Raw genomic sequence first — 25,819 nt, forward strand, 5'->3', positions numbered from 1 at the left:
TCTTTGCGCAGCATGTTCGAGCCTGCGTCCGCACTGACGATCAGAGGTTGCTGACCGCGCCCTCTGCCGCTTCGGCCCATTCACGCCACTGCTTGGCCTGCTCCAGAGCCTTCTCGGCGTCACGCTTCTTGCCCGCCGCGGTCGCCTTGGCCGCCTGCTCCTCGAATTGCGCTACCCGCTCACGGAATTGCGCCGCCCTGGCCATCGCCTCCGGATCGGACCGGCGCCACTGTGAATCGACCGCGTCGCGCACCCGCTTCTCGATGGCGCGCAGCTTGCCTTCCAGCTCCTGGATCCGCTCGCGTGGCACCTTGCCGATCGCGTCCCACTTGTCTTGCAACTCGCGCAGCGAGTTCCTTGCGGCATCGATGCCGTTGTCCGGATCGATGTGCTCGTAGGCGCGCAGCAGTTCTTCTTTGGCGGTGGCATTGTGGTCGAACTCCGCATCACGTTCGGTGACGGCGGAATTGCGCGCGGCGAAGAACACATCCTGGGCGCTCTTGAATCGCCGCCACAGCGCCTCGTCGGCTTCGCGCGGCGCGCGGCCCGCCGCCTTCCACTCGGCGAGCAGGTCACGGAACACACCCGCGGTGCCGATCCAGTCGGTGGAGTCGGAGAGCTCCTCGGCACGCACGCAGAGCTCTTCCTTGCGCGTCTTCGCGGCAGAACGTTCTCGATCCAGATCTGCGAAGTGCGCGCCACGACGACGGTTGAATGCCTCGCGAGCCTTGGAGTAGCGCTTCCACAGTGCGTCGTCGACCTTGCGGTCCACTCCGCGGATCGACTTCCACTCGTCGAGGATCTCGCGCAACCGATCGCCGGCGGCCTTCCACTGGGTGGATTCGGTCGCGATCTTCTCGGCCTCGGCGCACAGGGTTTCCTTGCGCTCGGTGTGCTCGTGCCTTGCCTTGTCCTTCTCCTCCTTGGCGTGCGCAGCCGCCTCTTCGGAGTGCTCGGCGATCACGGCAAGTCGGCGAGCGAGCCCGTCGATATCGCCGATGACCGCGGCGGTTGGCAGCGATTCGGCGAGCGTGACCGCGGCCGCCTTGGTCTTGCGAGCGTCCGCGCCAGCGGCCAGCCGTGCCTCCAGCAACGCCACCTCGGTGGCCAGGTCGTCGAAGCGGCGGCCGAAATGCGCGAGACCCTCGGCGGCGTCACCGGCCTGCCATGAGCCGACGACGCGGTCGCCATCGGCGGTCTTCACCCACGCGGTGCCGTCCTCGTCGACGCGGCCCCACTCGGCGGGATCGCTGGCGGTCGGGACGTGCACGGGATGTGGATGCTGCTGTGCGACGCCAGGAGTCGGCTTCATGGCATGCGGCTTGGGATGGGCCTGGGTGGCGCCCGGCTTGGGGGCGCCGGGCTTGGGGACGTCCGAGGGCCGCGCTGTCATGCCGGGGGTGGCCTTCGCGGTGCCGTTGCTGTCCGTCATTGCTCCTCGTCCCTGCCGCGCGTCACGGCTGCCTGGTTACGCCCTAGCTCATCCCATTGAACCCGGTTCGAGCCCTGGAAACTATCAATCGACGTCTTCGCACGAGTGGTTTCCAGGGAAGCCAACCCGTGATGACCTGGGTTGTAGCACCTCGAACACTATCAATCTCGGCCAAGTTTGCGGCAGAGACACTCGAACCCGATCGGCCGCGGGGTGGGTCGGGGACCGGTACCCGCGGTGCATCGCACCGGTCCCGCGAACGACTACGGTTACCCGCGTGTTCTCCATTGCGGCCCTGGTCCCGTCGCCGCCGATCCTGGTGCCCGAGCTCTGCGGCGGTATCGCACGTGTGACCGGGGCCGATCCGGTCAGCGCGCCCGCATTGCTGCGATCGGCCGCGCTGGAGGCCGTTGGTGCTTTGGCGGATACGCACCGCTGGATGGTGGTCGGTACCGGGGTCACCGATGAGCTGTTCGACCCTGACACACAAGGCACATTTCGTGGATTCGGTGTCGATACCCGCGTCGCACTATCGAATCCAGGCCTCTCGACAAAGTCTGCCGAGGATGTGCCTGACCCTCAACTTCCGCTGGCGGCACTGATCGCTGGATGGTTACGGGGCCAGGTCGCGCCGAGTACGGCGGCCTCGGCGCGCATTGTCGCCGCGGATACGTCGACCGCCCGCTGTGCCGAAATCGGCATCGAGTTGCGGGCTGTGCTCGACGACGTACCGGAGCCATTGGGGGTGCTGGTGATCGCGGACGGCGCCGCGACGCTGTCGACGGCTTCGCCCGGATATCTGGATTCGCGTGCCAGCGCTGTCCAGGACGATCTCGATCGAGCGCTCGCTTCAGGAGATCGAGCGGGACTGCTTGCATTGGATCCGGCGTTATGCGCGGAATTGGCGATGTCGGGACGAGCCGCCTACCAGGTGCTTGCCGGGCTCTTCGCCGCCGACCCGAGCGACCCCGCGGTCGAGACGCTCTATCAGGACGCGCCTTTCGGCGTCGGCTACCAGGTGAGTGTGTGGCGCCCGGTCCGAGGTGACGCATCGTGACGATCACCCCGGTCGCCGTCGTCGGCCCTACCGCCACCGGCAAATCGAATCTGGGCCTTGACCTCGCCGAGCGTCTCGACGGCGAAATCGTGAACATCGACGCGATGCAGCTCTACCGAGGCATGAACGTGGGCACCGCCAAACTCGCCCCCGCCGAGCGTCGCGGCATCCCACACCACCAACTCGACGTCCTCGATGTCACCGCGACCGCGACCGTCGCCGCCTATCAGGCCGCCGCGACCGCAGACGTCACCGCGATCATCGCGCGCGGGCACACGCCGGTCATCGTCGGCGGCTCGATGATGTATGTCCAAGCGCTGCTGGATGATTGGGAGTTCCCGGCCACCGACCCGGAGGTCAGGGCCCGTTGGGAGACCTTGCTCGCCGAGGGGGGCCTCGTCGCGGTGCACGAGGCGCTGCTCGCGGCGGATCCCGCCGCCGCGGCGACCATCCTGCCCACCGACGGCAGGCGGATGGTGCGCGCACTCGAAGTCGTCGAAATCACCGGCCGCCCGTTCGCGGCCTCCGCGCCCGCCATCGGCGAACCGCGCTGGGGCACGGTGATCATCGGTGTCGATCGCGATACCGCCGAACTGGATTCGCGCATCGAGCGACGCACCGCGCTGATGTTCGAGGCGGGACTCGTCGAGGAGGTACGCGGCCTCATCGATATCGGCCTGCGCGAGGGCGTCACGGCGCGCCGGGCCATCGGCTACGCACAAGTCCTGTCCTACCTGGACAACGAATACGACCTGAATCACGCGCGGGAACGCACCCTGATCGGCACGCGACGCTACGTCCGGCGACAGCGCTCGTGGTTTCGGCGAGATCCGAGGGTGCGCTGGTTGGACGGCGCGGACCCGCAGTTGGTCACCGCGGCGTTGTCCCTGCTCGAAGCACCACGTCTCGACGACAGAGAACGGACCCCGCAGTGACAAGACGTGTGAGTACCCGCAACGCCTCGGTCCAGGTCTGGCAGGCGTACCTCAACAATCGCACCAAACGCCACCGCGACAGCCGCTTCCTCGTGCAGGGTGTGCGCCCGATCACCCAGGCGCTCGCCAACGACTGGCCGCTGGAGACGATGCTCTACCGGCTCGGCACGCCGGACCTGTCGAGCTGGGCGCGCGAACTGCTCGAAACCAGCGGCGTCCCGCAGGTCGGCCTCGTTCCGGAGCTGATGGCCGAACTCGGCGAAAAGGCCACCGGCATACCGGAATTGGTGGCTGTCGCGGTCTCGCGGCAGCCGGAACTGGACACCTTCGAGCCCGGTGAGCCCGGTGACAACGCGCCGCCGGTCGTCGTGGTCTTCGACCGCCCCAACTCACCGGGCAACCTCGGCACCCTGATTCGGTCGGCCGATGCCTTCGGCGGCAGCGCAGTGATCGTGACCGGTCACGGCGCCGACCAATATGACCCACAGGCCGTGCGCGCCTCCACCGGCTCGCTGTTCGCCGTGCCGGTGTTCCGTGCCGCCGGGGCCGCGCAGGTGCTCGAATTCCGGGACCGCCAGGTGCGCCGCGGCATCCCCACCCGCATCGTCGGCACCGACGAGGACGGCGCAAGCGCGGTGTACGACCACGATTTCACCGAGGCGACCATCCTGGTGATCGGCAACGAGACCAGCGGTATGAGTGCGGCCTGGCAGGAAGCCTGCGACGACATGGTCTACATACCTATGGGCGGCACGGCGAGCTCGCTCGGTGCGCCGTCTGCCGCGGCGGCCACGCTGTACGAAATTTCCCGTCAGCGCCGGACGTTTGTCAGATGACGCACGCGCGAATCGGTGCAAGCACACAGAAGAGGGAGAACGGGAACGTGGCGGACATCGAATTTTCGAAGGGGCACGGCACCCAGAACGACTTCGTGGTGCTGCCCGACCCGGAGGTTCGGCTGGAATTGACCCCGGAGCGGGTCGCCGCGCTGTGCGATCGCCGGCGCGGCCTCGGCGCTGACGGAGTATTGCGCGCGGGGCGCGCCGGAGCCCTGCGCGACCGCGGTGTGCTCGCCGAAATCCCGGAAGGTATCGCCGCGGCCGATTGGTTCATGGACTACCGCAATGCGGACGGCTCGATCGCGGAAATGTGCGGCAACGGTGTCCGGGTATTCGCCCACTACCTGGTCACGAGCGGCCTCGAATCGCGCATGCGGTTCGTGGTCGGCAGCAGGGCAGGGGCTCGGCCCGTCACCGTGCACGCCGCGGATCCGGTCAACGGCGATGTCACCGTCGATATGGGGGTGGTACGCGAGTTGGGCCCCTCGACCGCCACCGTCACCGGTTGGGCTTTCGCCGGAATCGGTATCGACGTGGGCAACCCGCACCTGGCCTGTGTCGATCCCGGTCTGTCCAGCGACGCCCTCGCCAAGCTCGATCTCACCGCCTCTCCCGGCTACGACCCCGACATGTTCCCGCACGGCGTCAACGTCGAAATCGTCACCGCGCTGGACGCCGACAACTCCGTCGAGATGCGTGTCTACGAACGCGGTGTCGGCGAAACCCGTTCCTGTGGAACAGGAACCGTCGCGGCCGCGGCGGCGGCGCTGGCCGGCGCCGGCTTCTCGATCGCCACCGACGGTGGCGAGGTCCGGGTTCGAATTCCAGGTGGCGAGGTCACTGTGACCCTTCGCGACGGCTCCGCGCAGCTGCGCGGCCCCTCGGTGCTCGTCGCCTCCGGTCGTATCGCCGGGCAGTGGTGGCAGACGCTCTGAAATCACTGTCCGGCGCCGCACCGTAATACTCGGATGCGCCTTGTCGGTCAGTCGTGGGACCATGGATGCTGTATGACGAAACAAGAGACGTATGAATTCACACCGGCGCCCGACGATGACGACTTCACCGAGGCCGCCGATGAAGCGACCTTCGACGAGGGCGCCGATATCGGCGACGTAGTAGCCGAGCACAAGGCGCGCATGGCGCGTTCGGGCTGGACTCGGGAATCGAAGTCCGCGGACCCAACGGTCGGCGAGATGCAGCTGCAAGACCGCACGTCGCTGCGCCGAGTCGCTGGTCTGTCCACCGAGCTCACCGATATCACCGAGGTCGAGTACCGGCAGTTGCGCCTGGAACGCGTGGTGCTGGTCGGCGTCTGGACCTCCGGCAGCACGGTGCAGGCCGAGGCGAGCATGGCCGAGTTGGCCGCACTCGCCGAGACCGCCGGTTCCGAGGTGCTCGAGGGCCTCATCCAGCGCAGAGACAAGCCGGACCCGGCCACCTACATCGGTTCCGGCAAGGCCGAAGAACTGCGCGGCGTTGTGGTCGAGACCGGTGCCGACACCGTGATCTGCGACGGCGAGCTGACTCCCGCGCAGCTCACCGCGCTGGAGAAGGTCGTCAAGGTCAAGGTCATCGACCGGACCGCGCTCATTCTGGACATCTTCGCCCAGCACGCCACCTCCAGCGAGGGCAAGGCGCAAGTCGCGCTGGCCCAGATGGAATACATGCTGCCGCGACTGCGCGGCTGGGGTGAGTCCATGTCCCGGCAGGCCGGTGGTCGCGCGGGCAGCAACGGTGGTGTCGGTCTGCGTGGTCCGGGTGAGACCAAGATCGAAACCGACCGTCGCCGTATTCGCGAGCGGATGGCCAAGCTACGTCGCGAGATCCGGGAGATGAAGACCGCGCGCGACACCAAGCGGGCCCGCCGCAGTTCCAGCGGCATCCCGTCGGTCGCGATCGTCGGCTACACCAACGCGGGCAAATCCAGCCTGATGAACGCGCTGACCGGCGCGGGGCTGCTGGTGCAGGACGCACTGTTCGCCACCCTCGATCCGACCACCCGGCGGGCCGACCTGGACGATGGTCGCGAGGTCGTGTTCACCGACACCGTCGGTTTCGTCCGCCACCTGCCGACCCAGCTGATCGAGGCGTTCCGGTCCACTCTCGAGGAGGTCACCGGAGCCGACCTGCTGCTGCACGTCGTCGATGGTGCCGATTCGTTGCCCGCGGAACAGATCAACGCGGTCCGCGAGGTGATCACCGACGTGATCAAGGAGTCGGGATCGGCCGCGCCGCCGGAACTGTTGGTGGTCAACAAGATCGACGCGGCCGATCCGGTGGAGCTCACCCGCTTGCGCGGGGTGCTGCCCGACGCGGCCTACGTGTCCGCCCGTACCGGCGCGGGCATCGCGGCGCTGCGTGAGCGGCTCGCCGAGGTCCTCGGCGGACTCGATGTCGAGGTCAGCGTGCTGCTGCCGTACTCCCGAGGCGATCTGCTTGCCCGCATTCATGCGGACGGCCGGATCACCGCAACCACCCATGAAGAGGGCGGCACGCGGGTGCGGGCACTGGTTCCGCACGCACTGGCCGCCGCGTTGTCGGAGTACGCCCACGCGGGGTCCGGCGTGGTGCCGGACTGATTTCCGCTGCGGGGCTGGAGTGTGACGAAACGCTCACCATCCCGTTGTGCGAGCATGTGCGGCCCGTCGACCATTGGTCGGCGGGTTTCCTGCGTTCCGGCCGCACAACCGGTGCGATTCAGTGGATTTCGTTGGTTATTGTCGTCGAATCGACATCAGGGAGGGTTCCATGTCGCACGACAACTCCGGTTCGCCCGATTCCGGCGATCGGCCGTCCGGTGACGCATCACGCGCCATGCTCAGTGACGGTGCGCCGCTTTCGGTTTCGCTGACCGACACCGATCTGCGGGTGCTCGAAACCCTGCTCGCACCACTACGCGCTTGGACGAGCCCGCGCTTCTACGGCCTGGAGAACATCCCCACCGACGGTCCGGTGCTGCTGGTCGGCAACCACAACCTGATGGGCGGCATCGACGCGCCCCTGCTGCTGCCGGAGATCCTGCGTCGCCGCGGCAGGCTGATCCGCGGCCTGGCCGAGAACGTGCTGATCTCGGTCCCCGGCGTGCGCGACCTGCTGCACCATTTCGGCGCGGTCCGCGGCAATCGACGTAACTGCCTGGCATTGCTGGCCCGTGGCGAGGCCGTCATCGTCTTCCCTGGTGGCGGTCGCGAGGCGGTCCGCCGCAAGAACGAGAAATACGCTCTGAAATGGGAAGGGCGGTCCGGATTCGCGCACATGGCGATCGAGGCGGGCGCCCCCATCGTGCCGGTGGCGATGATCGGCGTAGACGACGCCTACGACATTGTCTTCGATGGCGACCACCCGGTGTTGCGACCGCTTCGCTGGACGGTCGAGGCTCTGGGCCTCAGCAAGGACCTGACCCCGCCGCTTATCCGTGGCATCGGCCCGACCCTGCTGCCGCGACCGGAGCGGTTCTACTTCTCCGCAGGTACCCCTATCGACCCCGCGCCGTGGCTCGATGCGCCCGACAAGCATGCAGCCGCGTTGGAGTTACGCAATGTGGTGCGCAAAGAGTTGGAGGAGGAACTACGGTTCCTTTTCACCGAGCGGGAGCGCGATTCCGGGCGAACCCTGATCGGTCGGCTGCGCGGGCTGTTGAATCGGTGACGACCGGGCCCAACCTGCGTTGTCAGCAAATTCTTGGTTAGCGCCAGCTACGGTGGTCCAATGCCAGGGACACGGAGACGAACGGCGGTAGCGGCGAGTGCGATAGTGGTGTTTCTGGGGGTGCCTGTGGCGTCGGGTGGGATCTCCATCGCCACTGCCGCATCGTCGGACCCGATCATTTCCTCCGGTTCACTGCTCGCCTCCCCTCGTGCCTCGGACGGGTCACACATCGACAGTTTTTCCATCCTGGACGACCGCAATATCGTCCTCCAGGTGTATTCCGCCGCCATGGACAAGAACATCGAAGTCAAGGTGCAGCGCCCCGCCGACGCCTCTGTGGCGCGACCGACCCTCTACCTACTATCGGGCGCGGGCGGCGGCGAAGACAACGCCACTTGGGACGTGAAAACCTCCGCCTCTGAGTTCTTCGCCGACAAGGACGTGAACGTCATCCAGCCCGTCGGCGGCGCGTGGAGCTACTACACCGACTGGCGCGAGCCCGACCCCGTCCTCGGCGTGAACAAATGGAAGACCTTCTTCATCGAAGAACTGCCGCCCCTGATCGACGGTGCGCTCGGCGCGAACGGCACCAACGCGATCGTGGGCCTATCGATGTCGGGCACCTCCGTCCTGCAACTCCCCATCGCCGAGCCGGGCCTGTTCAAGTCGGCCGCCGCCTACAGCGGATGCGCCCAAATCAGCGATCCCATCGGCTGGAACCTCGTCAACGCCGTCGTCGCCGTAGGCGGAGGCAACTCCAAGAACATGTACGGCCCCAAAGACGACCCGATGTGGGCCGCCAACGACCCCTACCTCCACGCCGACCAACTGCGCGGCACAAACCTGTTCATCTCCAGCGGCTCCGGCATCCCGGGCCAGTGGGACACCCTGGACGGCCCCTACGCCCTCCCCGGCGTCGGCGGCTTGGCGAACCAGGTAACCCTCGGCGCGGGCCTCGAAGCCGCCGCCGACTACTGCTCCCACAACATGCAAAACCGTCTCGACGAGCTCGGTATCCCCGCCACCTACGACTTCCGGCCGACAGGCACGCATTCCTGGGGCTACTGGCAGGACGAGCTCGTCGCATCTTGGCCGGTACTCGCGAAGGGCCTCGGCCTCCCCTTCTGAGTCCGGTGGTCGTCGGGTCTCGATCGAAGCGTTTGCCGGGAATCTTGATCTGCTGCGGATTTCCTTGCTGCTGAACCAGGTGAGACAACGAATTTCGGACGCGAAGTGAACTGGCATTCTCTTTCCGGGTACCGTATGTGGCAACGACGGGTCGGTGTTGACCGGCCGCTGTGGTCACTAGGAGGTTGGCGTGGAGCGCACATTATTCGAACCCGAACATGATCTGTTCCGGGAGTCGTTCCGCAAGTTTCTCGATCAGCACGTCGCGCCGAATCACGCGAAGTGGGAAGACCAGGGCATCGTCGACCGCGACGTCTGGCTCGAGGCAGGTAAGCAGGGATTCCTCGGCATGGCGATGCCCGAGGAATACGGCGGCGGCGGAGTCAAGGACTTCCGCTACAACGCGATCATCTCCGAAGAGACCGTCCGCGGCCAATACTCCGGCCTCGGCTTCACCCTCCACAACGACGTAATCGCCCCCTACCTCGCAGATCTCGCCAACGAGGAGCAGAAACAGCGCTGGCTTCCCGGCTTCTGCTCCGGCGAAATCATCACCGCCATCGCCATGACCGAGCCGGGCACCGGCTCCGACCTCCAGGGCATCAAAACCCGCGCGGTCCGCGACGGCGACGACTGGATCCTCAACGGCGCCAAAACCTTCATCACCAACGGCATCAACTCCGACATCGTCATCGTGGTAGCCCAAACCGACCCCGAAAAGGGCGCCATGGGCTTCAGCCTCCTCGTGGTCGAGCGCGGTATGCCCGGGTTCGAACGCGGCGCCAACCTCGACAAGCTCGGCCTCAAGGCGCAAGACACCGCCGAACTCAGCTTCACCGACGTTCGCGTCCCCGGTAAAAACCTCCTGGGCACCGAAGGCATGGGCTTCATCCACCTCATGCAAAACCTGCCCCAGGAACGCCTTTCGATCGCCGTCATGGCGGCAGGCGCAATGGAGGCATGTCTCGACATGACCATCCAATACGTCCGCGACCGCAAAGCCTTCGGCAAGCCCATCGGCGCCCTCCAGAACACCCGCTTCGTCCTGGCCGAGTTGGCCACCAAGACCACCGCGGTCCGAGTCCTCGTCGACCGCTTCATCGAAGACCTCAACGCGGACAAGCTTTCGGTCGAAGACGCCGCGATGGCGAAGTGGTGGAGCACCGAAGAACAGGTCGACCTCATCGACCGCTGCCTTCAGTTGCACGGTGGGTACGGGTACATGAAGGAATACCCGATTGCCAAGGCGTACATGGACGCTCGCGTCCAGACGATCTACGGCGGCACGACCGAGATCATGAAGGAAATCATCGGGCGGTCCCTGAAACTGTCCTGATACCAATGGTTTCGGACTCCAGTCGGCGGCCGGTGCACCGCTCGTCGACTGGAGTCGTTCACTTCGATCCGGTTTGCCGCGGTGGCGCACGGACCGCCGCGGTGGGCTCCAGCGTCGATCACGCGGCGTGTTCACCGCCGCTGAGTGCTCGCAGGCCCGGTGCTAAGTGCGCACGCGCCCGGTGTCCCAAGTAGCGACCGCCCAGATGACGACGATGTCGAGAGAAATGATCAGAATCGACCATCCCGGGTAGTAGGGCAGCCACAAAAAGTTCGCAATGATGGACAGCGCCGCGATGAAGATCGCGGTGACTCGTGCCCAGCTCGCGCCACCGGCCAACGCGAGCCCGGTGACAGCGATCAGCAGGCCGATCACGACATGGATCCAGCCCCACGTCGTAACGCTCCAGCTGAAACTGTAATTCGCCCCGACGACGAGGATGTCGTCCTTGGCCAGCGCCGAAACTCCTTGCAGAAGTTGAAGTACACCTGCGGTGGCCAGGAGCACCCCGGCAGCCATCGAGGTGCCAGCGGCAATACCTTGCTTAATGCTCGATCTCTCGGTCACGACGGTTCATCTCCCTATGTAGGAGCCCGCCCCTGACCTCAGGATGCACCGCCACTGGATAAATCGCAGGCAAGTTCGCGATATCCAGTCCAGTGCCGACCATCCCTCGGCGAGGTCGGCGTGTCCGCTGCGGCCGGGTTGCCAGTAGTTGGCCCGCGTGTCATGTCGGGCGATTTGCCGGTACCGTCGCGAACCGCTCGGCTACCTCGGGGCGGGAGCAGTCGATTACCCAGCTCAGTCCGGCGCGCGGTGTGTGGCGGCCTCTTCGACACGTTCGCGGACCCATGTCGAGAAGGTCTGCACGTCCGCCGTTGGCAGCGTGTGTGCAGCCGTGCGGGGGAGTTCGAAGCTGCGCAGTGCGGCTTCGATGAGGGTGCGGAAATCTTGCTCGGATCCCATGATCAGCTGTGCGGCTTTGCTTTTGGACATCCATCGGCCGGTGCGGCAGAACGTGACCGAGCGGCAGCCGTTGAGCACCTGATTGTCGGTTAGGTGCCCTTCTCCTGTGGTGTGCTCGCGCACCGAGGCAAGGATCGCGGCGAGAAGGTCGCGCGGCGATGGTGTCGCGATCACCTTCCGCACCGGGTTCCCGAAGAGAAGACATTCGGCTTGATACGCGATGGAGCGATCGATGACGTACCAGAAGGCCGGTGATCGGGCCGGATCGAAGCTGGCGCGATTCGGCAGCAGCGGACCGGTATTGAGATCCAGCAAGTATCCGGCCTCACCGGATGGCCGGAGCGCAAAAGACGAATCGTAAACGACCAGTTCCAGCCCATCGGCAGGACATGGCAGGGCACGGTGGGTGAGCGCTTCGGCCAGTTCGCGCACGGAATGTCTGGGTAGCGACGGCTCGACAACAACGTTCACGTCGATGTCGCTGCGTCCGTGGCGGTAATCCGCTAGCGCGATCGACCCAACCGCGAAAACGCTGAGCAGATGCGGCCCGCAGATGGTGTGAGCACGTTGGACGAGGTCTGCCAGGTAAGGACGCAGCTCGGCGGGTACCGCTTGCGGGTCTACGAGGGAGCGGGGCATGGGGCCAGGGTATCCATCAGGTCAACCGCTGCATTGCCAGCGAAATGGAACCCTCGTCATCGCCAAAACCTGTTCTGCCGAGAGTGCTCGCCCAGGTCGTGGAAGAGGCGGACCCGTGCAGCAGGCCATCCATGTACCCTGTTCGTACGCGTACTAAAATTGACGGGATAGCGATGATCACTACTGACCTTGCCGAGGCCGGCAAGCAATCCACCCGACCATCCGACGTCGATTCCGCGGCCGGACCAAGTCTGGCGGGGCTGCTGAGCCCCTACCTGGGGAGTTTCGCCACCGTGGCGATCCTTCAGGTCATCGGCGCTGTCGCAGGGTTGGCGCCGCTGCTTGCGGTCGTCGAATTGGGTCGAACTCTGTTGTCGCCCAACCTGATCGATCACGGTCATGTCTGGATCGTGGTGATCGCGGGCGCGGTCGGCATGTTCGTCCGACTCCTGTTCACTGCCGCATCCTCCGGCATCGGGCACCTTCTCGACGGTCGGGTGCAACTGTCGTTTCGTCGGCAACTGGCGGCGCGGCTGGGGCGCGTACCCATCGGCTGGTTCGCTCGCCGCCGAACCGGTGAGCTGGCGCAGGTAGTGGGGGAGGACGTGAGTGCCGTGCACCCGTTCATCGCCCACACTCCCAGCGAGCTCGTCTCCGCATTCGTGGTGCCGCTGGTGTCGCTGATCTACTTGTTCACCGTCGATTGGCGGCTCACCCTGATCACGCTGATCCCGGTGCTGCTTGCAGTGGCGCTGGTCCCCCTGATGATGACCCCGACCCGGCTGCGCGAGCAGGAGGAGTTCGACGGGGCCATGGGACGGATCGCGAGTTCCGCCGTCGAGTTCGTGCAGGGCATCGCGGTCGTCAAGGCGTTCGGCGGATCCGGGCGCGCCCACCGCAAATTCCGCACGGCCACAGACGATTTCGTCGGCATCTTCTACCGGTGGGTGCGCGGCATCTCCGGGATCGCCGCGGGGATGCAGCTGGCGCTTTCGCCGCCGTTCGTGCTGCTTATCGTGCTGATCGGCGGTTCGGCTCTGATCACGAACGGTGGCATGGCACCGGCCGACCTGCTGCCCTTCGTGCTGCTGGGATTGGGTCTGACCGCGCCAGTGGCGGCCCTCGGTCACGGCTTCGACGATATGCAAGCCGCTCGGCGCGCGGTCGTCCGAATCCGGGATGTCCTTGCGGTGCGGTCGCTTCCGGAGCCTGCGCACCCGGTCGTACCACAGGGGCACCGGGTCGAACTGCGTGACGTCCGATTCGGTTACGATGTTGATCACGAGGTGCTGCGCGGGATCGACCTGGTGCTCGAGCCGGGGACGGTAACCGCGATCGTCGGACCGTCCGGCAGTGGCAAATCCACTCTGGTTCAGCTGCTGCCGCGGTTCTTCGACCCCTCCAGTGGTTCGGTCGTTCTGGGTGGTGTCGATCTGTGCGAGCTCGGCAGCACTCAGCTCTACCGGATGGTGTCCTTCGTCTTCCAGGACGTTCGCCTACTGCGCGCGTCGGTCGCGGACAATATCGCGCTTGCGGTACCGCAAGCCGACCTCGACGACGTGGTGGGTGCCGCCCGGCTCGCGAATATTCACGATCGAATCCTCGAGTTGCCACGCGGATACGAGACGGTGATCGGCGAAGACGTCAAGCTATCCGGTGGTGAGGCGCAGCGGATCTCACTCGCCCGCGCACTGCTCGCCGACACACCCGTCCTGGTACTCGACGAGGCGACCTCATTCGCCGACCCGCAGACAGAGCACGCAGTGCGCCAGGCACTTTCGACCCTGGCGGGCGATCGGACCATTCTTGTCATCGCCCATCGTCTGGAGACAGTCGCCGACGCAGACACCGTCGTGGTACTGGAGAACGGGTCGATCGCCGAGCGCGGCAGGCCCGCCGAACTGCTGGACCAGAACGGAAAGTTCGCCGCGTTCTGGCAATCCCACCGATCGGCGATCGCCGACGAGATCGAAACCCATTCGAAGGCGGCAGACGGGGTCGGCGAACACCGTGTGCGGCGTGAGCTCAGGCAGCGCAGCGCTGCCATTCAGGGGTCGACGAATATCGCCGATCAGACATCGCAAGGAGACGAACTCCGATGATTCGAATGCTGCTGCGGGTGCTGGGACCCGAGCACGCCGAGCCGGTGCGTCGCACTGTGGCCCTGATGACGACGACCGCGGTAGTCGAAGGATTGTCCTACGCACTGCTGGTTCCGGTGCTACAGGCGCTGTTCGGGAGCGAGCCGACGGGCGCTTGGCCCTGGCTGCTCGCCTTCGGCGCCGCGGTCGCGGTCTACGCGGCGCTGCGCTACATCAGCGATCTGTCCGGCTTCCGCGTCGGGACCACGCTGTTGCGGGGTATGTATAACCGGCTCGGCGATCATCTGGCCCGATTGCCGCTGGGCTGGTACAGCACAGGCCGCGTAGGGGAGGTGTCCGTCCTGGCCAGCCGCGGTGTGCTGGAGGCAATGGCGGTGATCGCGCATTTGCTGACACCGTTCATCTCCGCCGCGGTGACTCCACTGTCGATCGTTGTTGTGATGCTTGCCTTCAATTGGCAGCTGGGGCTGGCCGCATTGATCGCTGTGCCGGTCGTGGCGGCAATCCAGGTCAGGGCGGGACGCTCGATGGCCGCCAGCGATGCGGAGCGCATCGAACGCGGCGACGAGGCCACCGGGCGCGTCATCGAATATCTCCAGGCCCAGCCGGTGCTGCGCGCCGGCGGCCGGACCGTCGAACGCTTCGGATTGCTCGACGACTCGTTACACGAACTCCAGCGAGCGTCCCACCGTTCCGCACTCTCGGCGCTGCCAGGCGTAGTCAGCTTGACGGTCGCGGTGCAGGCGATGTTCACCGTGCTGTTGTTCCTCGGCACCTACCTCGCGCTCGGCGGAAACATCGGTGCGGCAGAGGTTTTGACGATCCTGGTGTTGGCCGCCCGCTGCGCGGACCCACTGCTGTCGCTGGCGGGTATCAGTGGCCGACTCCGGGGCGCGCGTTCCGTGCTGGCGAGACTGGACACGTTATTGCACACCGAGCCGCTGGCCGAAGCTCCAGAACCGATCCAGCCGATACGCCACGACCTGGAGTTCGAGTCCGTCACCTTCCGACACGGCGACCGCACGGTATTCGATAGCGTGTCGTTGTCCGTGCCTGCGGGACAACGGCTTGCCGTTGTCGGACCGTCGGGTGCGGGTAAGAGCACCTTGCTTCAGCTGCTGGCACGGTTCTACGACGTGAACGCCGGCGCGGTGCGTGTGGGAGGCGTCGACGTGCGCTCGATCAGTACCGAGATATTGATGGAGCAGATCGCCATCGTCTTCCAAGATGTCTACCTCTTCGACGGCACGATCGAGGAGAACATCCGTCTCGGCCGCCCCGACGCTGACGAGGCCGAGGTGCGCGCGGCAGCGTCCGCGGCGCGCCTGGACGAGGTGATCGAGCGCTTGCCCGACGGCTGGGCGACGAACGTCGGCGAGGGCGGCGCGCTCCTGTCCGGTGGTGAGCGCCAACGGGTTTCGATCGCACGGGCATTGCTGAAGAATGCCCCCGTCGTGCTGCTGGACGAGGTGACCTCAGCATTGGACCCGGTGAACGAGGTAGCCGTCCATGAGGGCATCGAACGTCTGATGGCAGGCCGGACGGTAGTCATGGTGGCGCACCGGCTGCGGACCGTCCGCAGTGCCGACCACATCGTTTTCCTGGACGGCGGTCGGATCGTGGAAGAAGGCAGCCACGACGAACTGCTGGGCCGAGGTGGTCCCTACGCCGATTTCTGGGAAGTTTCCATGACACCGGTAACGAGCTGACGAGTCAGCTGTCGCCCGCGTCGGGGCGGATCGGCAGCAATCCGTCGACGATCGCCGTCAGCCCCAGTCGATGCGAATCGCGGGTAGAGAGTTCAGCCCAGCGATCAGCGACCGCCGCGAGATTCGGGTGGGTGCCAGGCGCCAGATCAACGACGGCTTGGTCGCGATAGATCGGTTTGCCGGTCCGGGCCCGACGACGTCCGCTGTTCACGCCGATAATCAGGTTACCGACGATGTAGTACCAGATCGTGCGATAGACGTCGACGGCTTCTTCAGGTGTGCAGCCGTATTCGACGGCGGCGCCGATCATCGTTTCGACGAACCACAGGGCGGCGGGAGCGAAAAGGTCGTCGGCAGTCAGTACCTCGACAATCCAGGCCCGCTCGGCAAGCAATTCGTAGAGCAACAGAGCTGTCGCGGTGAGCCGTTCACGAGGATCGTTGGGAAGCTCCGGGTGCGGTATGTGCTCGGCGTGCGCCTCGAGCACAAGCAGCAGCAACTCGTCCTTGTCGCGCACATGGTAATAAAGCGTCATCGGCGCACTACCCAGCTCATTCGCCAGCCGCCGCATCGACAGTTTTTCCGGCCCCTCGGTCTCCAGGATGTGATCGGCCGCGGCGATAATCGCCTCCAGGGACAAGCGCGGCGGTCGGCCGACGCTCCTCGTACGCTGTCCGTCTGCGGGCATCTGTCCATCCTCCTCCACGATGAGTCGAAGCCACGAGCGCACCGGTGATCCGCCCCTCGGGAGCCGGTCAAATCCTCAGCCTTTCCATCTCCGCACAAGACACCCCTTGTCCGTGCTTTCGCACGGCACGGGTTTGGAGGTAGCCAGCTCAACGTTTCCCGAAAGCATTGCGCACGAACGTGACACGCGTGTGAGGCATGTAACAGGAGGATCGTCTCGTCCGACTACCACTGCATCGCCGCCCGATGTGCGGTGCCGCTGCAAGAGGGGACAGCATTCGGACTGGCTGAACCCGGATTTGCCTGTGACTGTGCGTGCCGATTCACCAGAAGGGTGAGTGCTGTGATGTCTCCGATGCTGTCCAAGGGTCAGAACGTTCCATTGCCGGACGATGTCGTCCGCGTCGACGTGGTGATCGGGTGGACCGAGTCGGAGATCGAGGTCGATGCATCGGCGCTGTTACTGGGGGCTGACAGAAATGTCGGTTCCGATGGTGATTTCGTCTTCTACAACCAGCCGGAATCGCCGGACGGTTCGGTGCGGTTCATGGGTACGAGTGCGACCGAGGAGGGTGCGCAGGCCCGGATCGGGATCGACCTGGCGACCGTTCCGAGCAACGTCCACACCGTGGCGCTCGTCGGCAGCGTCAGCAGCGGAACCTTCGGGGATCTCGGCAAACTCACGCTCCGTGTCGTCGACGCGGCAGGGCATTCGTTAGCGGAGTACGCCACAGCCGATGCGACCACCGAATCGGCGTTCGTCTTCGGTGAGGTCTATCGCCGTGGCGGCGAATGGAAGGTGCGGGCGGTAGGGCAGGGCTGGGAGTCCGGTTTGGCCGGTCTGGCGACGGATTTCGGTGTCGATGTCGACGAGGATGCCGAACACGAAGTCACCGAATCGGCCCTCGCCGCACCCGTAAGCGATCCGGAGCCGACCGCTCCAGCCAGCGTTGTCACGCCGGATCCTGCGCGCGAACAGCCCAACGGACCGGACGCGCGAACGACGGCGAAGAGCCAAGGTGTGCGCACCGCCAAGCGGCGGCCGACGAAGGGCAAGCCGGTCGAGTTCAAGCTCGCCGAAGCCGACAGTTGGCAGCCCGCTCGCCTGTTCTCGGTGATAGGGGTCGGTGCAGGGGAGGAGCAGGAGCGGCGTGCGACCTCGGCCCTCGTGGCGACAATGCAGGTCGTGCGTCCGTTCGCGCGGGCAGTGTGTGCGCGGATGGGCGCGCCGGTGGGAGCCTTCGAAGGGTTCGTCGAGGTGCAGTACGAACGCGGTGAATCGTCGGTCGTCCCGGATGCGGTCCTCAAAGTGTTGCGGGGCGGCCGGGTGTGGACCGGACTGCTCGAGGTGAAAACCGGCAACGGCAAGCTCAGGCGTGATCAGCTCGAAAGCTACCTCGATGTGGCGCGCAAGAAGAAGTACGACGCGGTGGTCAGTCTGTCGAATGACATCCCCGCGGGCCCCGGGGAACTTCCTGTCGAGGTCGATCGCCGCAAGCTCACCAAGGTCGAGCTGCGGCACTTGTCCTGGGCGGAGGTGGCCCACGAGGCCCGAATGTTGCTCTCGCACGGCGATATCGACAACGACATGCACACGTGGATCCTGAGCGAGTTCCTGCGTTACCTCGACCACCCACGGTCCGGAGCCTCGGAGTTCGTCGACATGGGCCGGCATTGGGTTGCCGTCCGCGAGGCGGTGACCGCGGGCATCCTCCGCGCGGGCGACCAAAAGGCCCTGACCGTGGCCGATAAGTGGGTGTCGCTGTCCAGGCACCTCGCGCTGCGACTGACTGCCGAACTCGGTGTGACCGTCAAGCACATCCTGCCCCGGCGGCACTACACCGATCCGACCGCCCGCAACGCCGCCGTCGCGGAGCGGCTGGCGGCCGACGGGACCTTCGAGGCCGTGCTTCGCATCCCCGACACCGCAGGCGATCTGGTTGTGGTCGCGGACGTCCGGACCAACAGGATTCGCTGCCACACCACCCTCGGCGCGCCGAATGAAGGAACTGCGGGCCGTCGATTGTCGTGGTTGCTCAGGCAGCTCGAGGAAGCGCCGGGCGACGTCCAGGTCGAAGCCGCCTTCTCGGAGCGGGGCACCGAGGTATGCGAACACCTCGACAAGGTGCGCGCGGATCCGAAGGTGCTGACAGCGGGACGTCCCGGCACGATCGTGTCCTTCTCACTGGAACAGAGCTTTCCGATGGGCAGCAGGCGATCCGGGACCGCGGCGAGCTTCATCGCCAGCGTGACGTCGGCGGTCGATACGTTCTACGGACCGGTGATGCAACCGCTGCGCGGATGGGTGCCCGCTGCCCCGAAGCAGTCCGAACAGCCGACGCCCGATGCCGTGCCGACCACCGGCAAGTGACCCACCGGACATCGAGACTTCCGTGCGGGAGACTACTTTCGCAAACCTCGGGTACAACGGAAACATGAGGGCTTCAAGGTATTTGGCGGTACTCGTCAGCACGCTGGTGGCCGTTGTTTCGGTTTTCGTCCTATCCGTTTCCCCCGCCTCAGCGGTCCCGACGGGTGCACATCTGGTCGACAAGGTTGCCCTGGACGCCTCCGTATCGCGGATGGACGTCTATTCCCCATCCATGGATCGCGTGGTGAGCAACAGGGTGATTCATGCGGCGGGTCGCTCAGCCCCGACGCTGTACCTGCTCACCGGTCTCGGTGGTGGCGCGGACGGTATCTCCTGGTGGGACGACACCGATGTCCGAGAGTTCTTCGCCGACAAGCATGTCAATGTGGTGATGCCGGTCGGTGGCGCGTACAGCATGTACACCGACTGGCTCGCCGACGACCCGGCTATCGGCCGCAACCGCTGGCAGACCTACCTCACGCGGGAGCTGCCCGCGGTTCTCGATGAACAGCTCGCCAGCACCGGGCGGAATGCGATCGCGGGCGTGTCGATGAGTGCGGCGTCCGCGGTCGATCTCGCCATTCAGGCACCCGATATGTACAGCGCCGTGGCGGCTTACAGTGGGTGCCCTTGGACATCGGATGCCCTCGGGGTGGCGATGGTCATCGCTCAGGTAGGACGCGGCGGGGCCAACCCGGTCAATATGTGGGGTGCGCTGGGGCAAGCGGTGTGGCGGGCGCACGACGCGTTTGCCAACGCCTCGGCTCTTGCGGGCAAAGCCATCTATCTGTCGGCTGCGACCGGCACGCCGGGCGTGATTGATGAAGGCGGGCTGCCCTTTCCTCCGATCGAGGCGATCGCGAGTTCATGCACGGCGGCCTTCGCGGGCAGGCTCGCCGAGCTCGGTTTGCCTGCGGTGCACGTAAACCGCCCCGAGGGCTCGCACACCTGGGGGCAGTTCGAAGCCGACCTGCACGATTCTTGGCCGCACTTGGCTCGCGCGCTCGGTGCGTGAAGGACCGGCAAAATCACCGACGCCACAAAATCTCACCGCGTGGCTGCGCAAGCCGCGGGCCAGCGCAGTCTGGCGATCCAGATGGTCGCGATGAACCGATCCCGGGCCAGATCATCAACTCGGTAATCGGCGAAGACACCGACGTCGCGTAGCCCGCGAGAGCTGGGTTCCTTGTTCGGACGCTATCGGCCGGACCTGGTGGCGAGGCTGCCGACGATCAGGTCGGTCAGTGCGGTGACCGCGTCGGCGGCGGTTGTCCGCTCTCGATTCAGCTCTGCGGCAATCGCCTCGGCAGCACCCAGCACGCCGACGCAGTGCAGCCGAAGCGCATCGGTCGTGAGGCTGGAGTGCGGCTGCAGCGCGGCGGCCATCAACTCCGTGTAGCTGTCGAACATCTCGTGCTGGATCGCCTCCATCTCCCGATTTCCTTTCAGCGCAGCGGAAATGGCGTTGAACTCCGGCATGTCTGTGGCGCAGGCGAAGTACGCGGTACTCATGACGCGGGCGATCTCCTCCGGGATGGGTGCGGCACCCCGCAACGCCTGTACTGTCGCCGCCCGGTGTCGTTCGTCGAGTTGCTGGTAGAGCGCGAGCAGCAGGCCGGCGCGGACGCCGAAGTGGTCATACACGATGGGCCTGCTCACTCCGGCGGCCTCCGCGAGGGTGACCAGCGTCAGATCGTCGGTGCCCTTGACACGCACGATCGCCATCGCGGTGTCGAGCAACTGCTCGCGCCTGGCCTGCTTGGACAGGCGGGTCGGTGTTGGGTTCATCGTCCTCCTTGCGTTCGAGGCCCAGCTTAGCTACAAAGTGTAGGTTACAAAATGTAGGTTGTCGGCGATGTGAGGAATCCACGGTGGAGCAGTCGAAATCAGTACTGATCATGGGCGGTTCGGGTCAGGCGGGTGCGGGAGCAGCCGCCGTCCTGCGTCGGTGGTATCCGACGTTGCCGCTGACAATCGCGGCTCGTGATCTCGATCGCGCGCAGCAGGTCGCCGACGAACTCGGTGCCGCGACAGCCGTGACCATTGATCTCCAGCGGAGCGATCTCGGTCTCTCCACCGACCACAGCTACTCGGCTGTGGTCGCGGCACTGTGGGACAACCGTCTGCACGGCCTGCGCTACGCGCAGCGCAGGGGGTTGCCCTACCTCAGCATCTCCAGCGGTCTGGTGGAGATCGCACCGGAGGTCGTCGCGGGCGCGCAACGGGCAGATGCTGCACCGATCCTGGTGGCCAGTCACTTTTGCGCCGGTCTGGTCGTCCTCGCGGCACTGGACTCGGCCCGGGATTTCGACCGGATCGACACCATTCGGATAGGTGCCGTGCTGGACGAATCGGACATCGGCGGGCCCGCGGGGATAGCGGATTTGCAGCGTTGGTCGGAGGTCACCTCTGCGGGATTGGTGCGCCGCGACAGCATCTTCACCTGGGTCGACGGGCCCGACGCGCAGGCGGGTGTGGCCAGTGTCGACGGCACCGTCCTGCCCGGTCAGAGCATCGCCGTCCTCGACGTGCCGAGCCTGGCTCTCGCGACGGGGGCGCCGAACGTTCGCTTCGACTTCGCGGTCGGTGAATCCGCGGGCAGACGCCGTGGTGAACCCGTTTCCGCCGAGGTCCGGATCGACATCGAAGGAACTGATCCGACGGGTGCACCACTCACCACGAGCCGCTACGTCGCCCATCCGGCCGGTCAGCGCCCTTGGACCGCTCTCGGCGTCGCACTCGGTGTCGAACGATTGCTGGGTCTGCGCGGCGAACCCGTGGCGCCGGGCATCCACACTCCGGAGGCATTGCTCGACCCCGTCTACGTCGTCGAGCGGATGGCAGAGATCGGCACCACCTTCGAAACGGTCTAGAGACGAGCCCGGTCCGCACCCTGCTACGCCCGTCGGTCGCGCTCGATCCGGCGGGTCGAGAAGGGGGAGGGGATGCTTTTGCGCACAGTCAGCACGTCCTCGTTAACGATGCTGCTGGTGGGCATGGAATGCTGGTCACCGAGTCCAGACTTTTTCATCATTCCCATGGACCGAATCAAAACACAGCTAGAAGGAGAAAATATGACGCAGGGTGTCGTGAAGTGGTTCAACGCGGAAAAGGGCTTCGGCTTCATCGAGCAGGACGGCGGCGGTCCTGACGTCTTCGTCCACTACTCGGCTCTTGGCGGCTCGGGCTTCAAGTCCCTCGACGAGGGACAGCGTGTGGAGTTCGAGGTCGGGCAGGGTCAGAAGGGCCCGCAGGCCACGGACGTCCGCGCCATCTGATCAAGGCGGATAAGCGCCCCTCCCACCTTCTGGTGAGAGGGGCGTACCCGTTTGTGCGCCCTTCCTGTGTTGAATCGCAGGTGCGGATAGAGCCTGAACCCCGCGGGCGACTTCGACGGGATACTTCTTCACCTCCGCGCCGGGCGTGAACCGCCTGCTCCACTTGGCATTTCGGGCGTGTACTGACATCGACGAGATATCGACTTCTGAACTGGTAATGGTTTTCGTGCCGGCTGCCGCCCACTCCTCCGGCTGCCTCTTCCTCACCGGTCCGACGAAACAGCGCACCGGACTGTGAAGTTGGCGCCTCGCCTCACATTTCGAGGGGTTGTGTCGTCGTACTGATCATGACGATGAGCTTTGGCCTGACACATAAAGCCGCCGTCACCGCGTCGCGGAACGGGTAGCGCCGTCCGGCATCGCCACACCGCGACACCACGACCCGCTCAGGAGAAACCATGACTACCCAGACCCCGGCAGCACTGTTCGCCGACCCTGCGCCCGCGCAGCGCCTGGCGCGGGCCGCCGCCGCGCTGACGGCAAACGGCTTCACCGTCGAAACCCTCGACGACGTCGCCGCGGCGCGTGCCCGCGTCAAAGATCTGATACCCGAGGGCGCCAGCGTGTTCACCGCGGCCAGCGAGACCCTCCGCCTTTCCGGTATCGATGAGGACATCAACAAAAGCGAGCGGTACCAGGCCATCAAGCCACGTGTACTGACCATGGACCGGGTCACCGGCGTCGATGACATCCGGCGGCTGCTCGCCAGCCCCGACGTTGTCGTGGGCAGCGTCGCCGCGGTAACCGAAACCGGCTCCCTCGTGGTCGCCTCGGCCAGCGGAAGCCAGCTACCCGCCTACGCCGGCGGCGCTGCCAACGCGATCTGGATCGTCGGGGCGCAGAAGGTGGTACCCGATCTGAGTACCGCGCTGCGCCGCCTCGAAGACCATGTCCTGCCGCTGGAAAACGACCGCGCCCAAGGGGTTTACGGGCGGCCGAGCGCCATCAACCGCCTTCTCGTCCTCAACGCGGAACCCCACCCCGGGCGCGGCACCGTCCTACTGCTTCGCGAAGCCATCGGATTCTGAACCGGCAGCGGCGTCGCTCAGGTGCCACTCGACGAGAGTAGGGCCGCGATGGAGCTGACGGTCCAGCCGATGTTCGCGCCCGGGCACGCCGCTAGGTAGGCCGCGATCTGTTCCGTGGTCCATCCGTGCGAATCGGCCAGACCGGCGGATAGATGGCGTAGATAGGCGGCGGCGGGTGGATTGCCAGGAACGTCGGCGCAATGCCAAGGGGCGGTGAGGGTGAGGACGGGGTACTCGTCGTAAGTGCCTGCGCAGACCAGTGTTTCGTAGCGGCCCGGGCCCAGCGTGCTGCGACCCGACGTGATGGCCTCGGTCATGTCCAAGTCGGTGCCGGGCTCGCGGTACATCTCCTGCGCGGCGATATCGGAGAACTGCGCGGCGGTGATCAGGTGGGCGCGGACGGCGGTCGCGCCCGGGGCAACCGGATCGTAGAAGGCTCGGCCGCCGGTCCAGACCAAGGATTCGGTCGCGAAATACAGTTGGCCGCGCAGCATGATCGGGACGGAACGTACCGGGTCGGCGGGGTTGCGGCAGCCGGGCAGAGCCAGGGCGCCGCCCGCAGGGGTGCCGCCAGCGAGGTAGCACCGCAACCGTGGCAGATGCATATTCGACCCGTAGGCCGCATACCAGACCAGACCGGTCCGGTCTTCGGATCGTTCCGCCGCACCGGAAATATCGTCGCTAGGCATCACCTCAACGATAGGCAATGCGGCCCGGCCCGCCTCGCTGCAACGCGACGCCACGATCAGCCCGCGCAGAACCAATGGGGGCGGCTCAGTCGCGGCACACGACCGTCAGCACGTCCGGTACCGGTGTGGGCGGAAGTGGACAACTGCGGGATAACCATTTCGCGGAGAACGGGTTCGCCGATGTGAGCGTTGCCGCGGTGGCCGAGCGCGATCGGGTGACCAAGCTTTGGACGCGCGTGGCAATGCGCAAACTGCCGAAGCGACCGTCGCATGTCCCGCAGGTTCCAGCGGTGCGTAGAAGGCCTCGCTCGCCTCTGGGACAAGATCTTGTCCATTTACCGACGGGTGCGGGTCGCAGATTGATAGTTTCGCCAACTGAGACACCAACCGGCTTCGATGAGGACGCAGTTCACTTGTTCGATTGGGATCTACGGCGCAGTACCTCGAGTATGCGTGTGCTGATGCAGTTGGCGGCCGAGCGTGGCATGAGCGCCGTGGCCTGTCTGGAGGGAACGTCCCTGTTTCCCGAAGCGGTGGTCGACCCGAGTGTCGAGATCTCCACGCACGAGGAGCTGCGAGTGCTACGAAACCTGCTCGCCCGCTTCGGTGCCGAGCCCGGTCTCGGCATCGAAGCGGGTCGCCGGTGCTACGTGTCGATGTACGGAGCGTGGGGTTTGGCACTGATCAGCAGTCGGACACTCCGTGACGCGGTAGACGTGGCACTGCGCCATGTCGACCTCGCGTTCGTCTTCGGTCAGCTCACCTTTGCCGAGGTCGACGGTCAGGCGCGGCTACGCTTCGACGACTCGGTGATTCCCGAGGATCTGCGCGGCTTCCTCACCGAACGCATCATGACCGGCATCCACACGATCGGCCAAGGCATGTTCTCGGCCGGCATCCCGATGTGTGGTGTCCGCTTTCGGCATTCGGCGCCCGCGAACACCACCCGCCACCGCGAAGTCTTCGAACTCGAACCGGAATTCGAGGCAGAGATCAATGAACTGGCTTTCGACCGCGCCTACCTCGACATTGTCATGCCGCAGGCCAATGACTGGGCGCGCGGCACCTGTGAGCAGTTGTGCCGCGCCCTGCTGAGCACTCGGCGTGCGCGGACCGGTGTCGCCGGGGCGGTGCGAGACCTGCTTATTCGCAATCCCGGCGAGATTCCCGATCAGCTCGCGGTCGCCACCGCGCTGTTCATGAGTCCGCGCACGCTCTCGCGCCGGTTGCACGATGAGGCGGCTTCTTTTCGGACGCTGGTCGACGAGGTGCGGCAGATGATGTCCGAGGAGCTGCTCACCCATACCGATATGACCACCGAGCAGATCGCGGCGCGCCTCGGCTATGCCGAGGCCGCCTCGTTCATCCGGGCGTTCCGTCGATGGAAGGGCTGTCCTCCACAAGAGTTCCGAGCCCGTGCCTCGGCACCGCGAGTGTCCGCGGCTACCCCCTCCGGTCTGGTCGGCGTCATGGGCTGAGCTGTCGAGGAGTGCGGCATCGGCGTTTCGCGGCGAAACCGAGGGTGCGGATAGACCCGTTCATGATCGTGGCGCGGCGTCCGTTTCGGATGCAAAACCCCCGGTAATCAGGCGATTTGCAAATTCGCCAAACGGTCACGTAATGTTCTCCAAGTCAGAGCGACACGGACACCGACCCGGAGCCGAGAAGCACAGCGGAAACGCTGAGCGGAGGGCCTGGGAAACGAGGTAGTACGAGGAGCGCCTGGCCGCCTTGTTCAGTAGAGATCCCGATTTGGTTCGGACTCAACGCTGAGCTACGATCGAATAACTGCCTCACCGGTCAATCAGATTAAATCTGGGCGATGGTGTGTGCGTGTGTTCTTTGAGAACTCAATAGTGTGTCGATGAATGTCAGTGCCAATTATTTAATTGGTTCCGGCCTTGCATACCCCCCG

General features: G+C 65.6%; 22 protein-coding genes. 16 read left to right on the forward strand and 6 right to left on the reverse strand.

All coding sequences use genetic code 11. The features are described 5' to 3' along the window. Positions 1 to 40: 40 nt before the first annotated feature. On the reverse strand, positions 41 to 1,432 hold the full coding sequence (locus ACLMAJ_RS33265) for a DUF349 domain-containing protein (protein ID WP_412017840.1): 1,392 nt from the start codon (positions 1,430 to 1,432) through the stop codon (positions 41 to 43). Positions 1,433 to 1,709: 277 nt separating this feature from the next. On the opposite strand from ACLMAJ_RS33265, the gene ACLMAJ_RS33270 reads away from it, so the two are divergent. The 8 genes from ACLMAJ_RS33270 to ACLMAJ_RS33305 all read left to right on the forward strand — a co-directional run bounded on the left by ACLMAJ_RS33270 (position 1,710) and on the right by ACLMAJ_RS33305 (position 10,375). After that, entirely contained in the window at positions 1,710 to 2,489 is a 780-nt protein-coding gene (locus tag ACLMAJ_RS33270) for a class III extradiol ring-cleavage dioxygenase family protein (protein ID WP_412017841.1), read from the forward strand. Further along, on the forward strand, positions 2,486 to 3,424 hold the full coding sequence (miaA, locus tag ACLMAJ_RS33275) for a tRNA (adenosine(37)-N6)-dimethylallyltransferase MiaA (protein ID WP_412017842.1): 939 nt from the start codon (positions 2,486 to 2,488) through the stop codon (positions 3,422 to 3,424). The genes ACLMAJ_RS33270 and miaA overlap by 4 nt, the downstream gene beginning before the upstream one ends. Continuing rightward, positions 3,421 to 4,260, forward strand: a complete 840-nt coding sequence (locus ACLMAJ_RS33280) for a TrmH family RNA methyltransferase (protein WP_412017843.1) — start codon at positions 3,421 to 3,423, stop codon at positions 4,258 to 4,260. The genes miaA and ACLMAJ_RS33280 overlap by 4 nt, the downstream gene beginning before the upstream one ends. Positions 4,261 to 4,316: 56 nt before the next feature. Beyond that, positions 4,317 to 5,198, forward strand: a complete 882-nt coding sequence (gene dapF, locus ACLMAJ_RS33285) for a diaminopimelate epimerase (protein ID WP_412017873.1) — start codon at positions 4,317 to 4,319, stop codon at positions 5,196 to 5,198. 201 nt (positions 5,199 to 5,399) lie between these two features. Next, positions 5,400 to 6,842, forward strand: coding sequence for a GTPase HflX (hflX, locus tag ACLMAJ_RS33290; protein WP_412017874.1), 1,443 nt, complete (start codon positions 5,400 to 5,402; stop codon positions 6,840 to 6,842). Positions 6,843 to 7,011: 169 nt separating this feature from the next. After that, complete coding sequence (locus ACLMAJ_RS33295) at positions 7,012 to 7,911, forward strand: lysophospholipid acyltransferase family protein (RefSeq protein ID WP_412017844.1); 900 nt, start codon at positions 7,012 to 7,014, stop codon at positions 7,909 to 7,911. Between the two features lie 60 nt (positions 7,912 to 7,971). Then, positions 7,972 to 9,039: an alpha/beta hydrolase gene (locus ACLMAJ_RS33300; protein WP_412017845.1), complete on the forward strand. Its 1,068-nt coding sequence runs from the start codon at positions 7,972 to 7,974 to the stop codon at positions 9,037 to 9,039. A 190-nt stretch (positions 9,040 to 9,229) separates the two neighbouring features. After that, complete coding sequence (locus ACLMAJ_RS33305; RefSeq protein ID WP_412017846.1) at positions 9,230 to 10,375, forward strand: acyl-CoA dehydrogenase family protein; 1,146 nt, start codon at positions 9,230 to 9,232, stop codon at positions 10,373 to 10,375. Between the two features lie 162 nt (positions 10,376 to 10,537). Here ACLMAJ_RS33305 and ACLMAJ_RS33310 read toward each other — a convergent pair whose 3' ends face one another. Both ACLMAJ_RS33310 and ACLMAJ_RS33315 read right to left on the reverse strand, forming a co-directional pair. Then, positions 10,538 to 10,924, reverse strand: a complete 387-nt coding sequence (locus tag ACLMAJ_RS33310; RefSeq protein WP_423246482.1) for a DUF7144 family membrane protein — start codon at positions 10,922 to 10,924, stop codon at positions 10,538 to 10,540. A gap of 252 nt (positions 10,925 to 11,176) precedes the next feature. Continuing rightward, positions 11,177 to 11,980, reverse strand: coding sequence for an aminoglycoside adenylyltransferase domain-containing protein (locus tag ACLMAJ_RS33315; RefSeq protein ID WP_412017847.1), 804 nt, complete (start codon positions 11,978 to 11,980; stop codon positions 11,177 to 11,179). Between the two features lie 173 nt (positions 11,981 to 12,153). On the opposite strand from ACLMAJ_RS33315, the gene ACLMAJ_RS33320 reads away from it, so the two are divergent. Continuing rightward, positions 12,154 to 14,082 carry an ABC transporter ATP-binding protein gene (locus tag ACLMAJ_RS33320; RefSeq protein ID WP_412017848.1) on the forward strand — a complete coding sequence of 643 codons (1,929 nt, stop codon included), beginning with the start codon at positions 12,154 to 12,156 and terminating at the stop codon, positions 14,080 to 14,082. Further along, a complete protein-coding gene (locus tag ACLMAJ_RS33325; RefSeq protein ID WP_412017849.1) occupies positions 14,079 to 15,791 on the forward strand; it encodes an ABC transporter ATP-binding protein in 1,713 nt (570 codons plus the stop codon). The genes ACLMAJ_RS33320 and ACLMAJ_RS33325 overlap by 4 nt, the downstream gene beginning before the upstream one ends. Before the next feature lie 4 nt (positions 15,792 to 15,795). Here ACLMAJ_RS33325 and ACLMAJ_RS33330 read toward each other — a convergent pair whose 3' ends face one another. Continuing rightward, positions 15,796 to 16,479, reverse strand: coding sequence for a TetR/AcrR family transcriptional regulator (locus ACLMAJ_RS33330; protein ID WP_412017850.1), 684 nt, complete (start codon positions 16,477 to 16,479; stop codon positions 15,796 to 15,798). A 342-nt stretch (positions 16,480 to 16,821) separates the two neighbouring features. On the opposite strand from ACLMAJ_RS33330, the gene ACLMAJ_RS33335 reads away from it, so the two are divergent. Both ACLMAJ_RS33335 and ACLMAJ_RS33340 read left to right on the forward strand, forming a co-directional pair. After that, on the forward strand, positions 16,822 to 18,849 hold the full coding sequence (locus ACLMAJ_RS33335; protein WP_412017851.1) for a TerD family protein: 2,028 nt from the start codon (positions 16,822 to 16,824) through the stop codon (positions 18,847 to 18,849). 64 nt (positions 18,850 to 18,913) lie between these two features. Next, a complete protein-coding gene (locus ACLMAJ_RS33340; protein ID WP_412017852.1) occupies positions 18,914 to 19,864 on the forward strand; it encodes an alpha/beta hydrolase in 951 nt (316 codons plus the stop codon). 182 nt (positions 19,865 to 20,046) lie between these two features. On the opposite strand, the gene ACLMAJ_RS33345 is transcribed toward ACLMAJ_RS33340, so the two are convergent. Further along, entirely contained in the window at positions 20,047 to 20,637 is a 591-nt protein-coding gene (locus ACLMAJ_RS33345; protein ID WP_412017853.1) for a TetR/AcrR family transcriptional regulator, read from the reverse strand. A gap of 83 nt (positions 20,638 to 20,720) precedes the next feature. Here ACLMAJ_RS33345 and ACLMAJ_RS33350 point away from each other — a divergent pair, with 83 nt between their 5' ends. The 3 genes from ACLMAJ_RS33350 to ACLMAJ_RS33360 all read left to right on the forward strand — a co-directional run bounded on the left by ACLMAJ_RS33350 (position 20,721) and on the right by ACLMAJ_RS33360 (position 23,215). Next, a complete protein-coding gene (locus tag ACLMAJ_RS33350) occupies positions 20,721 to 21,722 on the forward strand; it encodes a saccharopine dehydrogenase family protein (RefSeq protein ID WP_412017854.1) in 1,002 nt (333 codons plus the stop codon). Between the two features lie 201 nt (positions 21,723 to 21,923). Then, complete coding sequence (locus ACLMAJ_RS33355) at positions 21,924 to 22,127, forward strand: cold-shock protein (RefSeq protein WP_412017855.1); 204 nt, start codon at positions 21,924 to 21,926, stop codon at positions 22,125 to 22,127. A 458-nt stretch (positions 22,128 to 22,585) separates the two neighbouring features. Next, a complete protein-coding gene (locus ACLMAJ_RS33360; RefSeq protein WP_412017856.1) occupies positions 22,586 to 23,215 on the forward strand; it encodes an LUD domain-containing protein in 630 nt (209 codons plus the stop codon). Between the two features lie 17 nt (positions 23,216 to 23,232). On the opposite strand, the gene ACLMAJ_RS33365 is transcribed toward ACLMAJ_RS33360, so the two are convergent. Beyond that, positions 23,233 to 23,904, reverse strand: coding sequence for a histone deacetylase (locus ACLMAJ_RS33365; protein WP_412017857.1), 672 nt, complete (start codon positions 23,902 to 23,904; stop codon positions 23,233 to 23,235). A 449-nt stretch (positions 23,905 to 24,353) separates the two neighbouring features. Here ACLMAJ_RS33365 and ACLMAJ_RS33370 point away from each other — a divergent pair, with 449 nt between their 5' ends. Beyond that, positions 24,354 to 25,382 carry an AraC family transcriptional regulator gene (locus ACLMAJ_RS33370; protein ID WP_412017858.1) on the forward strand — a complete coding sequence of 343 codons (1,029 nt, stop codon included), beginning with the start codon at positions 24,354 to 24,356 and terminating at the stop codon, positions 25,380 to 25,382. Positions 25,383 to 25,819: the final 437 nt, after the last annotated feature.

Origin of the sequence: Nocardia arseniciresistens, assembly GCF_046764875.1 — a bacterium.
GTDB lineage: Bacteria > Actinomycetota > Actinomycetes > Mycobacteriales > Mycobacteriaceae > Nocardia > Nocardia arseniciresistens.

Coding starts and splice junctions, on each gene's coding strand:
- ACLMAJ_RS33265 (WP_412017840.1), bottom strand. CDS start 1,432: ATGACGGACAGCAACGGCACCGCGAAGGCCACCCCCGGCATGACAGCG.
- hflX (WP_412017874.1), top strand. CDS start 5,400: ATGGCGCGTTCGGGCTGGACTCGGGAATCGAAGTCCGCGGACCCAACG.
- ACLMAJ_RS33295 (WP_412017844.1), top strand. CDS start 7,012: ATGTCGCACGACAACTCCGGTTCGCCCGATTCCGGCGATCGGCCGTCC.
- ACLMAJ_RS33300 (WP_412017845.1), top strand. CDS start 7,972: ATGCCAGGGACACGGAGACGAACGGCGGTAGCGGCGAGTGCGATAGTG.
- ACLMAJ_RS33315 (WP_412017847.1), bottom strand. CDS start 11,980: ATGCCCCGCTCCCTCGTAGACCCGCAAGCGGTACCCGCCGAGCTGCGT.
- ACLMAJ_RS33320 (WP_412017848.1), top strand. CDS start 12,154: ATGATCACTACTGACCTTGCCGAGGCCGGCAAGCAATCCACCCGACCA.
- ACLMAJ_RS33325 (WP_412017849.1), top strand. CDS start 14,079: ATGATTCGAATGCTGCTGCGGGTGCTGGGACCCGAGCACGCCGAGCCG.
- ACLMAJ_RS33330 (WP_412017850.1), bottom strand. CDS start 16,479: ATGCCCGCAGACGGACAGCGTACGAGGAGCGTCGGCCGACCGCCGCGC.
- ACLMAJ_RS33340 (WP_412017852.1), top strand. CDS start 18,914: ATGAGGGCTTCAAGGTATTTGGCGGTACTCGTCAGCACGCTGGTGGCC.
- ACLMAJ_RS33345 (WP_412017853.1), bottom strand. CDS start 20,637: ATGAACCCAACACCGACCCGCCTGTCCAAGCAGGCCAGGCGCGAGCAG.
- ACLMAJ_RS33355 (WP_412017855.1), top strand. CDS start 21,924: ATGACGCAGGGTGTCGTGAAGTGGTTCAACGCGGAAAAGGGCTTCGGC.
- ACLMAJ_RS33360 (WP_412017856.1), top strand. CDS start 22,586: ATGACTACCCAGACCCCGGCAGCACTGTTCGCCGACCCTGCGCCCGCG.
- ACLMAJ_RS33365 (WP_412017857.1), bottom strand. CDS start 23,904: ATGCCTAGCGACGATATTTCCGGTGCGGCGGAACGATCCGAAGACCGG.
- ACLMAJ_RS33370 (WP_412017858.1), top strand. CDS start 24,354: ATGCGTGTGCTGATGCAGTTGGCGGCCGAGCGTGGCATGAGCGCCGTG.